This is a genomic window from Pseudomonas sp. Irchel s3a12, from assembly GCF_900187485.1.
Classification (GTDB): Bacteria; Pseudomonadota; Gammaproteobacteria; order Pseudomonadales; family Pseudomonadaceae; genus Aquipseudomonas; species Aquipseudomonas neuropathica.
This window is the reverse complement of the sequence record NZ_FYDN01000006.1, coordinates 277694-289858: the sequence shown is the minus strand read 5'-3', so window position 1 is coordinate 289858 and position 12165 is coordinate 277694. Positions and strand designations below refer to the sequence as shown.

Sequence of the window (12165 nt, the reverse complement as noted above, 5' to 3'; positions counted from 1 at the left end):
GAAGGACGCCGCCCTCACCCCAGCCCTCTCCCGGGGGGAGAGGGAGCTGACCGAGTATCGCTTTCGATATCCGCCAATCTGAACTATCGAGTCGCACTCAAATTTTGAAATCAATGAGATCGGCTCCCTCTCCCTCTGGGAGAGGGCTGGGGTGAGGGAAAAATCCACCAGCCGTCGCAAATGCCCGAGCTTACCCATACCTATAACCCCCATAGCTGGAGTCAACACCGACAACCCCCTAGAATCGCCCCCACGATTAAAGGAGACGACTTCATGCTGATGGTGATTTCCCCCGCCAAGACCCTCGATTACGAAACACCGCCGGCGACCCAGCGCTTCACTCAGCCGCAATACCTCGACCATTCCCAGGAACTGATCCAGCAACTGCGCGACCTGACCCCGGCGCAGATCAGCGAACTGATGCACGTGTCCGACAAAATCGGTGGGCTCAACGCCGCGCGCTTCGGCAGCTGGACGCCCGCGTTCACGCCAGACAACGCCAAACAGGCACTGCTCGCGTTCAAGGGCGACGTCTACACCGGTCTCGACGCACAGTCCTTCAGCGAAACCGATTTCGATTACGCGCAAAAACACCTGCGCATGCTCTCCGGTCTCTACGGGCTGCTGCGCCCGCTCGACCTGATGCAACCCTATCGTCTGGAAATGGGCACCAAACTGGCCAACGCCCGTGGCAAAGACCTGTACGCCTTCTGGGGTACGCGCATCAGCGAATGGCTCAATGAAGCGCTGGCCGATCAAGGCGACGACGTGCTGCTCAACCTCGCCTCCAATGAGTACTTTTCGGCGGTGAAACGCACAGCCCTGAACGCGCGGATCATCAACACCGAGTTCAAGGACCAAAAGAACGGCCAGTACAAGATCATCAGCTTCTACGCGAAAAAAGCCCGGGGCCTGATGAGCCGTTTCGTGATCCAGGAAAAGATCAACGATCCGGCCCAGCTCAAACAGTTCGATGTGCAGGGTTATCGCTACAGCGTCGAACAGTCGAAACCCGACAATCTGGTGTTTTTGCGCGACCACGCCCCGGAATAATGCATGCCCAATGCACGACTCTTTCTATAAAGAGTCGTGCAGCTCGCACGATGTCAAAAAACCCTCGCACCTTTTCGCCATTTTAATGGCGCCAGAAAATCCTCCCTGTCTTTTCTAAGATTAGTTTCACTCGACACTGATCATTTTTTTCAGTAGTGGCACCTAACTTTTTTCAGCGTAGTGGCACAAAACTATCTAACGTGATTTTTCGCCTGTTATTAAAGGTCGAAAACGAAAGTGCTATCAAATTGAGACTAGTGCCATCTCTGACAATATTTCAAGAAATTTCAGATTTCGCGATGAGCGGACAGGAACTTCGTCCAAATGCATAGCTCATACCACCGGTAACGATTCTCGCCGAGTTTGTACGAGATAACTTACGCAGAGCAGATAGCCATGTAACCAAGTTGTCACAGCAACTTGCCTAGATGACTAACTAGTCTCAAAACAGACGATGGACAGGAGATACGCACCATCTATATCCCCTACAAAGGCCATGGCCGCGCCCTAATAAACGTGCTCGCCTGAGCACCCAACCGCTTGATTTACAGGACTTTCCTCCTGACATCAAGCGCGCAAGACGATTGCACAAGAGTCTTCTCCAAAGAGGATCGGCTGCATAACAGGGCAAGTCATAACAACAAGGCCTGGTTGCGCAAATCTTGAGTGCACTTATTTAGACACTCGAAACTTAGTATGCCTGCACACGGCACTGTGGCGCCTGTGTGCCGCACTTTCGAGTGCACTAATAAACGCTGAACACCATTAACTCCGGCCTCTAAGGCCTGATATATACAGAGGTAATTGCGATGCGCATCAGCATATTTGGTTTGGGTTACGTTGGCGCAGTATGTGCCGGTTGCCTGTCTGCACGGGGCCATGACGTAGTTGGCGTCGATGTTGCCAAAGACAAGATCGACATGATCAACGCCGGCAAGTCGCCGATTGTTGAACCCGGCCTGGGCGAACTTCTGCAACAGGGTATCCAGACCGGTCGTCTGCGTGGCACGACCAACTTCGCCGAGGCGATTCGCGACACCGACCTGTCGATGATCTGCGTGGGTACGCCGAGCAAAAAGAACGGCGACCTCGAACTGAACTACATCGAAGCGGTATGCCGCGAGATCGGTTTTGTCCTGCGTGAAAAAACCACCCGCCACACCATCGTCGTGCGCAGCACCGTGCTGCCGGGCACCGTGGCCAACGTGGTGATCCCGATTCTCGAAGACTGCTCGGGCAAGAAGGCTGGCGTCGACTTCGGCGTTGCGGTCAACCCGGAATTCCTGCGTGAATCCACCGCCATTGCCGACTACGACCTGCCACCGATGACCGTCATCGGCGAGTTCGACAAGGCTTCGGGCGACGTTCTGCAATCGCTGTACGAAGAACTCGACGCACCGATCATCCGCAAGGACATCGCCGTTGCCGAGATGATCAAGTACACCTGCAACGTCTGGCACGCGACCAAAGTGACCTTCGCCAACGAGATCGGCAACATCGCCAAAGCGGTCGGCGTCGATGGCCGGGAGGTGATGGAAGTGGTCTGCCAGGACAAGACCCTCAACCTGTCCCAGTACTACATGCGCCCTGGCTTCGCCTTCGGCGGTTCGTGCCTGCCGAAAGACGTGCGTGCGCTGACCTACCGCGCCGGTTCGCTGGACGTCGAAGCGCCGCTGCTCAACTCGCTGATGCGCAGCAACGAATCGCAAGTACAGAACGCCTTCGACATCGTTGAAAGCCACGACAAACGTAAAGTCGCCCTGCTCGGCCTGAGCTTCAAGGCCGGCACCGATGACCTGCGCGAAAGCCCACTGGTAGAACTGGCCGAGATGCTGATCGGCAAGGGTTACGACCTGAGCATCTACGACAGCAACGTCGAGTACGCCCGTGTTCACGGCGCGAACAAAGACTACATCGAGTCGAAAATCCCGCACGTGTCGTCCCTGCTCAACTCGGACTTCGATTCGGTGATCGACAACTCCGACGTGATCATCCTCGGCAACCGCGACGAGAAATTCCGCTCGCTGGCTCAGGAAGCACCGCACGGCAAACAGGTCATCGACCTGGTGGGCTTCATGGCCAAAGCCACCGACGCTGGTAAGCGCACCGAGGGTATCTGCTGGTAAAGCAGACGTTGCGCGGCGCCGCACACCGCGACGCCACGCAACCACTGTGTGAACCCGTAGTAGGAGCTGTCGAGTGAAACGAGGCTGCGATCTTTCCGGGAACACTTGAGATCCGAGTGAACCCAGGAAAATCAAAAGATCGCAGCCTTCGGCAGCTCCTACAGGGGGCATCGATAAGCCTGCCTTAACCCCATCGGGCCCGGCCCGAGATAGAGACGGATGCAGATTATGCACAGGCTAAAGCACGGCCTACTTCAGGCCGCCGGTTGGCTGTTTTACCTAAGTTTGTTGATGGGCCTGGCCTTGATGCTGCCCACGTCCACATTCGACTCCGAGTCGAAGGACTTCATTTTCCTGATTGGCGCCGTGGGTATCTGGCGCTACTCGATGGGTGCAACGCACTTTGTGCGCGGCATGATTTTTCTCTACATCGTTTACCCGCACCTGCGCCGCAAAGTGCGCAAGCTGGGTAAGGCGGCAGACCCGTCGCATGTGTTCCTGATGGTCACCAGTTTCCGTATCGACGCGCTCACCACGGCGCAGGTCTACAGCTCGGTGATCCGTGAAGCCATCGACTGCGAACTGCCGACCACCGTGGTCTGCTCGATCGTCGAAATGTCCGATGAACTGCTGGTCAAGGCATTGTGGGCACGGATGAATCCGCCAGACCGTGTGAAGCTCGACTTCGTGCGCATTCCCGGCACCGGCAAACGTGATGGCCTGGCCTATGGTTTCCGCGCGATTTCCCGCCACCTGCCGGACGACCGCGCCGTGGTCGCCGTGATCGATGGCGACACCGTGCTCGGCGAAGGCACCGTGCGCAAGACCGTGCCGTGGTTCCAGCTGTTCGGCAACGTCGGCGGCCTGACCACCAACGAGTTCTGCGAAGTGCGCGGCGGCTACATCATGAGCGAATGGCACAAGCTGCGTTTCGCCCAGCGCCACATCAACATGTGCTCGATGGCCCTGTCCAAACGCGTGCTGACCATGACCGGTCGTATGTCGGTGTTTCGCGCCACCGTGGTGACCAACCCGGAATTCATCGCCGACGTGGAAAGCGACTCGCTACAACACTGGCGTCTAGGCCGCTTCAAGTTTTTGACCGGCGACGACAAGTCGAGCTGGTTCAGCTTGATGCGCCTCGGTTACGACACCTTCTACGTGCCTGACGCGGCGATCAACACCGTTGAACACCCACCGGAAAAAAGCTTCATAAAGGCCAGCCGCAAACTGATGTTCCGCTGGTACGGCAACAACCTGCGCCAGAACTCGCGAGCACTGGGCCTGGGTGTGAAACGCCTCGGCGCCTTCACCTCGGTGGTGCTGTTCGATCAGCGCGTATCGATGTGGACCTCCTTGCTTGGCCTGACCGTGGCGATGATCGCCAGCTTCAAGTACGGCACCGCGTTCATCCTGGTTTACCTGCTGTGGATCGGCATCACCCGCCTGATCCTGACGTTGCTGTTGTCGTGTTCCGGTCACCGGATCGGCCCGGCTTACCCAGCGATTTTGTATTACAACCAGATCGTCGGTGCGCTGGTGAAGATTTACGTGTTCTTCCGCCTCGACCAACAATCCTGGACTCGCCAACCCACATCCCTGACCCGTGATCTCGCCAGCTTTCAACGTTGGTTCAACACCTGGTCGTCTCGGACCATGACCTTCTCCGCCGGCAGCATTTTTGTCGCCGTGCTGCTGATGATGGTCTGACCCGCCCCTATTGAATTAACAAGGAAATCGCCCCTATGAATACCGCCGTCAACGCCAACGTAGTGCATGAATCCGAAGCCCAGCGCCAACACGCCCGCGTGAAAATCCCGGCCAAACTGCGCTTCTTCGGTCCTGACCGGACGCCGGTCGAAGCGCGGGTCATCGACCTGTCTGCCGGTGGTCTGGCGTTCAACGCCGGGCAACTGCCGCTGACCATTGGCCAGGTGTACAAGGCGCGTTTGCAATTCGTCATCGACAACCTCGGCATCGCCATGGACGTTGAATTGCAGGTGCGTTCCTTCGACCGCCAGACCGGCCGCGCCGGCTGCCAGTTCCAGAATCTGGAACCGCAGGATATTTCCACCCTGCGCCACTTGATCACCTCGCACCTGGCCGGCGACATCGTCAGCATCGGTGAAGTGCTGGCGACCCTGCAGCGCGACAACTTCACCAAAGCGCGCAAGGTCAAGGACGGCGGCTCCGGCATGACTCCGTTCGGGCGCCTGAAAGCGGTGACGTTCAGCGCCGGTATCTTCGCGGTCGGTCTGGTCGCGGCGGGTTTCATTTTCAAATCGGTGTACGGCATGTACTTCGTCAGCCACGCACAGGCCGGTCTGGTCAGTGTGCCGGGGATGAACATCACCATGCCGCGTGACGGCACCGTGCAGAGCCTGGTCAAGTCCGACGGCGTTGCAGCCAAAGGCGCGCCACTGGCGACCTTCAGCACCAGCATGCTCGACGTGCTCAAGGGTCATCTGGAAGAAGATCAACTGTCCCCGGCCAAGGTTGAAGAACTGTTCGGCAAGCAAATGACCGGCACCTTGACCTCGCCATGCGATTGCACCGTGGCCCAGCAACTGGTGGCTGACGGTCAGTACGCGAGCAAAGGCGACGTGATCTTCCAACTGGTGCCGCGCAACACCCAGGCCACCGTCGATGCGCGCTTCTCCTATCGCCAGTTCGGCGACGTGCGTCCGGGCACCCCGGTGAGCTTCCAGATCGCCGGCGAAGACAAGACCCGCACCGGCAAGATCGTCAGCAGCACCAGCCTGAAAAGCGCCGACCTGTCCTCCGACATCCGCGTACAGATCCAGCCTGACGAGCCGCTCGACAGCAGCTTGGCCGGCCGCCCGGTGGAAGTGAACAGCGACCGTGGGCCGAACCTGAACTGGCTGATCGACAAAGCCATGGCTGCCGGTCTTTAAGTCGAGGACATGCCTGTGACTACTCCACCCATCCTGAAAACACCGCGATCCCTGTGGGAGCTGGCTTGCCAGCGATTGGATCAGCGCGGTATGTCTGATGTACCGAGTCGCCTGAATCGCTGGCAAGCCAGCTCCCACAGAGTTCATGTGGTGTGCTCGCTGGCGCTGGCGGTGAGTCTGGCCGGTTGTGCCGGCCTGCCCGATCAGCGTCTGGCCAACGAAGCGCTCAAACGTGGCGACACCGCCACCGCTGCGCAGAATTATCAGCAACTGGCCGATCTCGGTTACAGCGAAGCGCAAGTCGGCCTCGCCGATATCCAGGTCGACAGCCGCGACCCTGTGCAAATGAAACAGGCCGAAGCGACTTACCGCGCCGCCGCCAGTGTTTCGCCGCGTGCTCAGGCGCGTCTCGGCCGCTTGCTGGTGGCCAAGCCGGGTTCCACCGAAGCCGAGCATCACGAAGCCGAAAGCCTGCTGAAAAAAGCCGCCGCCAATGGCGAAGGCAACACGTTGATCCCGCTGGCGATGCTGTACCTGCAATACCCGCACAGCTTCCCCAACATCAACGCCCAGCAGCAGATCGATCAGTGGCGCAAATCCGGTTACCCGGAAGCGGGTCTGGCGCAGGTGCTGCTGTATCGCACTCAGGGCACTTACGACCAGCACTTGGATGACGTGGAAAAGATCTGCAAAGCCGCGCTCAACACCACCGACATCTGCTACCTCGAACTGGCCACGGTCTATCAGAAACGTGCCCAGCCAGAGCAGCAGGCCGAGCTGATCAAGCAGATGCAGGCCGGTTACAGCCGTGGCACGGTCACCGCGCAGCGTGTCGATTCCGTGGCCCGTGTATTGGCCGATTCGACCCTCGGCAAGACTGACGAGAAAACCGCGCAGTCGTTGCTCGAGCCGATAGCTCCGGGTTACCCGGCGTCGTGGGTGACCCTCGCACAACTGCTCTACGACTACCCGGAACTGGGCGACGTCGACCAGATGATGAAGTACCTCGACAACGGCCGCGCCGCCGACCAGCCACGCGCCGAGCTGTTGCTGGGCAAGCTCTACTACGAAGGCAAACTGGTCCCGGCCGACGCGAAAGTCGCCGAAGAACACTTCCAGAAAGCCGTCGGCCGCGAAGTCGCCGCCGACTACTACCTCGGCCAGATCTATCGTCGTGGTTACCTCGGCAAGGTCTACCCGCAGAAGGCGCTCGATCACTTGCTGACCGCTGCGCGCAACGGCCAGAACAGCGCCGACTTCGCCATCGCCCAGCTGTTTTCCCAAGGTAAGGGCACCAAGCCCGACCCGCTCAACGCCTACGTGTTCAGCCAATTGGCCAAAGCACAAAACACCCCGCAAGCCGATGAGCTGGCGACCACCCTCGCCGCGCAACTGCCGCCCGAGCGTCTGGCCGAAGCCCAACGTCTGCTGCAACAAGAGCAAGCCAGCCGTGGCGCTCTGAACCCGAACACGCTGCAACTGCACGCCCTGCAAGAAGAAGACGGCGAGGAAAAATTATGAAGTTGAATCCATTCGTGAAGGCCGGCATTGGCCTTTCGTTCGCGCTGATCTGGTCTTGCCCGACACTGGCCGCGATGACTGAAACCAAGAACTTCGGCCTGGAAGTGAAAGTCACCGGCCAGTCCGAAGACGACCGTGACCTCGGCACCGCCAAGGGCGGCGACGTCAACGGCGTCGGCCTCGACCTGCGTCCGTGGATCTACGGCGAAAGCGGCGCGTGGAGCGCCTACGCCATGGGCCAGGCCGTGACCTCGACCGACATCATCGAAACCGACACCCTGCAACAATCCGACGGTGAACAAGCCACCGACAACAGTGATCGCAAAACCAAGAAAAACTACCTGGCGATGCGCGAGTTCTGGGTCGGCTACAGCGGCCTCACCCCGTACCCGGGCGAGATGCTCAAGTTCGGTCGCCAGCGTCTGCGCAATGACGACGGCCAATGGCGCGACACCAACATCGAAGCGCTGAACTGGACCTTCGACACCACCCTGTTGCGCGCCAACGCCGGTGTCGCCGAACGCTTCAGCGAATACCGCACCGACTTGAAAGAGCTGGCGCCGAAAGACAAGGATCGCCTGCACGCCTACGCCGATGCCGCCTATCAGTGGACGCCGGGCAACTGGGTCGGCATTCGCGGTCACCACACCCATGATGACGGCAAACTCGATTACGCCGAGCCGGGCGTAGCGCGCGATTCGTTGGATAAAACCGAGAACGGCGACGTCAGCTGGCTCGGCCTGACCGCTGACAGCGACGCCTACAACTGGCGCAACACCAACACCGTCAACTACTGGGGCAGCATCACCGGCATGAGCGGCGACCGCGATACGGTCAACGCCTTGAACGCCGATGGCTCGCGTCCGGCGCAAGCCAAGCGTAGTGATGACGTCAACGGTTGGGCCACCGACATCGGTGTGCGCCTGCGCCTCGATCCGCAATGGCAAGTCGGCGGTGCGTATGCCCGCGCCAGCGCCGATTACGAACAGAACGGTCTGGAGAGCAACCGCTCCAACTACACCGGTACGCGCTCGCGTGTGCACCGTTTCGGCGAAGCCTTCCGCGGCGAAATGAACAACATGCAGACCGCAACCCTGTTCGGTTCGTGGATGGTCAACGACGAGTACGACGCCAGCCTGATCTACCACAAGTTCTGGCGTGTCGACGGCAACAAGCCGGTGGGCAGCAACGGCATCAACGCCGTGGAAAACAACACCGACGACGCCACCGGCGCGATCCTCTCCAGCACCTCGCTGCCGCTTGAAGACGGCAACAAGGATCTGGGTCAGGAGATGGACCTGGTCGTCACCAAGTACTTCAAGCAAGGCCTGTTGCCGGCGGCGTTGAGCCAGTCGATCGACGAGCCATCGGCCCTGGTGCGTTTCCGTGGCGGTGTGTTCAAACCGGGCGATGCCTACGGCAAGCAGGTTGATTCGTACATGCACCGCGCGTTCATCGACGTGATCTGGCGCTTCTGATGCAAACCGCCAAGGGAGTGCCCGACATGATCAGCACCAGGACAGGCTCACTCAGCCTGCTGGCCGGCGCGATGCTGCTGGCCAGCGCCAGCACCTTCGCGACTGTGGAGCCGGTTAAACCGGTGACCACCGCGAAAGAGCTGCAACAAGCCAAGACCTACACGGTCAGCAGCGCGCCGACCGAAGCGCTGAACCTGGCCGCGCCGAAACTGCCGGACATTTCCGGCTACACCGCCGAAGCCGCTGCGGCGAAAATCGTCCGCAGCAAAGCAGGCAAAGTCAGCGTGCGCCGGATGATGCAGGAAGACGCGCTGAAGGACTTTATCGGCGGCGACAACAAGATGGCCGAATGGGTGGTGCGTCAGCACGGCATCCCCCAGGCGATCTTCGTCGATGACGGCTACATGAACCTCAAGGACCTGGCGCAGAAACTGCCCAAGCAGTACTTCAGCGAGACCTCGCCGGGCGTGTACCTGTCGAAGCTGCCGATCGTCGTCGGCCGTAAAGGCATCCTCGAAATCGACGGTCAGACCCAGGAACTGCGCCTGTCGCAAGAGGCCGGTGCATTCATGGTCAACGACGGCCAACTGTTTGTGCGTGACACCAAAGTCACAGGCTGGCGCGAAAAGGACAACGGCCCGGCGACCTTCCGTTCGCCGAAGGAATTCCGTCCGTTCCTGCTCGCCTGGGGTGGCACCGAGACCTACATCGTCAACAGCAAGATGGCCAGTTTCGGTTACGCCAACAGTAAGTCGTACGGGGTGAGTATTTCCCAGTACACGCCGAACATGGCCAAGGTGCTCAAGCGTCCTGAACCGACCGGCTGGATCGTCGGCTCCGAGTTCTCCGACATGTGGTACGGCTTCTACTGCTACGAGACCCGCGACTTTGTGGTCAAGGGCAACACCTACAAAGACAACATCGTCTACGGCATCGATCCACACGACCGTTCCCACGGCCTGATCATTGCCGAGAACACCGTGTACGGTACGAAGAAGAAGCACGGGATCATTATTTCCCGTGAGGTCAACGACAGCTTCATCTTCAACAACAAAAGCTACGACAACAAACTCTCGGGCCTGGTGATCGACCGTAACAGCGTCAACAACATCATTGCCTACAACGAGATCTACAAGAACCACACCGACGGCATCACCCTCTACGAGTCTGCCGACAACCTGCTGTGGGGCAACAAGGTCATCAGCAACAAGCGTCACGGCATCCGTATTCGTAACAGCGTGAACATCCGCCTCTACGAAAACGTCGCCATGGCCAACGGTTTGACCGGTGTTTACGGCCACATCAAAGACCTCACCGACACCGACCGTGACATCAAGCTCGACCCGTTCGATGCGCAGGTGTCGCTGATCGTCGTCGGCGGTGAACTGGCGGCCAATGGCAGCGGCCCGCTGTCGATCGATTCGCCTTTGAGTGTCGAGCTGTATCGCGTGTCGATGCTGGCGCCGACCAAATCCAGCGGCATCAGCTTCAACGGCATCCTCGGCGAGCGCCAGGATGAAATTCTCGACCTGCTGGTGCGCCAGCAGAAAGCCGTGCTGATCGACCCTGTCGAACGCCAGACCGAAATGCAGGACTGAGGATAATTTTATGCACCCACACTTGATCAGATTACTCAGCCTGTCGGCCCTGACCGTGGGCATTCTCGCGGCCAGCAACGGTGCGCGCGCCGATGAAGGCGCCGCCGCCACGCCACCGAAGTTCAGCGCCGAACCGTGCTGCAACCTGTGCCCGGCCGCCCATGACGCGAAGAACTACACCACGCGTTATCAGCAGAACTTCACCACCCTGGTGCAGGCGCAAGGTGACTGGCTGTTCCGGACGCAGGAAGACCTGCGTACCGAGTTCAACACCACCCCGGCCGGCTACAAACGCCTGCAACAACTGCACGATGCGTTCAAAGCCAAAGGCGTCGAGCTGGTGATCGTTTACCAGCCGACCCGTGGCCTGGTGAACCGCAACAAGCTCAACCCGCAGGAAAAAGCCGCGTTCGATTACGAGAAAGCGCTGGGCAACTACAAGACCATGCTCGGCCGTTTCGCCAAGATGGGTTACGTGGTGCCAGACCTGTCGCCGCTGACCAACGAATCGCTGCCGGACACCCTGCCCGCCCACGATTTCTACTTCCGCGGCGACCAGCACTGGACCCCTTACGGCGCACAGCGCACGGCGAAAATCGTTGCCGAGAAGGTCAAGCAGATTCCGGCCTTCGCCGACATTCCCAAGCGTGAATTCGAAACCAAGCGCTCCGGGCGCATGGGCAAGACCGGTACCCTGCACAACATGGCCGGGCAACTGTGCGGCACCAGTTACGCGATCCAGTACATGGATCAATTCACCACCGAGCCTAAGGGCGAAGCAGGCGACGGCGATCTGTTCGGCGATTCCGGCAACCCGCAAATCACCCTCGTCGGTACTTCGCACAGCGGCAAGAACTACAACTTCGCCGGTTTCCTCGAAGAAGCCATCGGCGCCGACATTCTCAACGTCGCCTTCCCCGGCGGTGGTCTGGAAGGTTCGATGTTGCAGTACCTCGGCAGCGACGAATTCCAGAAGACCCCGCCGAAAATTCTCATCTGGGAATTCTCGCCGCTGTATCGCCTCGACCAGGAAACCATCTATCGCCAGATGATGTCTCTTCTCGACAACGGCTGCGAAGGCAAAGACGCGCAAATGTCCGCGAGCACCACGCTCAAGCCGGGCAGCAAACAAGAACTGCTGGTCAACAGCAAGAACCTGAACCTGCAGAACAGCAGCCATCAGGTCGACATCCGCTTCGCCGACCCTTCGGTGAAAACCCTGCAAGCCACCCTCTGGTACATGAACGGTCGCCACGAGGACATCAAGATCGAGAAACCGGAAACCTCCGACACCGACGGTCGTTTCGCCTTTGAGCTGCGCACGGACGAAGACTGGGCCTCGCAAAACCTGCTGGCGGTCGAAGTCCAGGGCCCGGAAGCGGGCACCGCGCCACAGAAAGTCGAAGCGAAAATCTGCAAACGCAACGTATTCCCGGGCGCTGGGCAACAAACCGCTCAGGTCGGGCAATGAGGT

8 protein-coding genes are annotated in these 12165 nt (G+C 59.4%); all 8 read left to right on the top strand.

Annotation, left to right across the window (positions count from 1 at the left end; genetic code table 11):
* Positions 1 to 273 precede the first annotated feature (273 nt).
* The 8 genes from yaaA to CKW14_RS12760 all read left to right on the top strand — a co-directional run bounded on the left by yaaA (position 274) and on the right by CKW14_RS12760 (position 12162).
* Positions 274 to 1053: a peroxide stress protein YaaA gene (yaaA, locus tag CKW14_RS12795; RefSeq protein ID WP_095050977.1), complete on the top strand. Its 780-nt coding sequence runs from the start codon at positions 274 to 276 to the stop codon at positions 1051 to 1053.
* Between the two features lie 809 nt (positions 1054 to 1862).
* Complete coding sequence (locus CKW14_RS12790; protein WP_095050978.1) at positions 1863 to 3179, top strand: nucleotide sugar dehydrogenase; 1317 nt, start codon at positions 1863 to 1865, stop codon at positions 3177 to 3179.
* 228 nt (positions 3180 to 3407) lie between these two features.
* Complete coding sequence (gene alg8 / locus CKW14_RS12785) at positions 3408 to 4889, top strand: mannuronan synthase (protein ID WP_371857746.1); 1482 nt, start codon at positions 3408 to 3410, stop codon at positions 4887 to 4889.
* A 35-nt stretch (positions 4890 to 4924) separates the two neighbouring features.
* Positions 4925 to 6094 (top strand): alginate biosynthesis protein Alg44, encoded by a 1170-nt coding sequence (locus CKW14_RS12780; protein WP_007914303.1) that lies wholly within the window; start codon positions 4925 to 4927, stop codon positions 6092 to 6094.
* Positions 6095 to 6103: 9 nt separating this feature from the next.
* A complete protein-coding gene (gene algK / locus CKW14_RS12775) occupies positions 6104 to 7615 on the top strand; it encodes an alginate biosynthesis TPR repeat lipoprotein AlgK (protein WP_256579973.1) in 1512 nt (503 codons plus the stop codon).
* Positions 7612 to 9093 (top strand): alginate export family protein, encoded by a 1482-nt coding sequence (locus tag CKW14_RS12770; RefSeq protein ID WP_095050981.1) that lies wholly within the window; start codon positions 7612 to 7614, stop codon positions 9091 to 9093. The genes algK and CKW14_RS12770 overlap by 4 nt, the downstream gene beginning before the upstream one ends.
* A gap of 26 nt (positions 9094 to 9119) precedes the next feature.
* Positions 9120 to 10691: a mannuronan 5-epimerase AlgG gene (algG, locus tag CKW14_RS12765; RefSeq protein ID WP_095125439.1), complete on the top strand. Its 1572-nt coding sequence runs from the start codon at positions 9120 to 9122 to the stop codon at positions 10689 to 10691.
* Between the two features lie 10 nt (positions 10692 to 10701).
* Positions 10702 to 12162 carry an alginate O-acetyltransferase gene (locus CKW14_RS12760; RefSeq protein ID WP_007914298.1) on the top strand — a complete coding sequence of 487 codons (1461 nt, stop codon included), beginning with the start codon at positions 10702 to 10704 and terminating at the stop codon, positions 12160 to 12162.
* Positions 12163 to 12165: the final 3 nt, after the last annotated feature.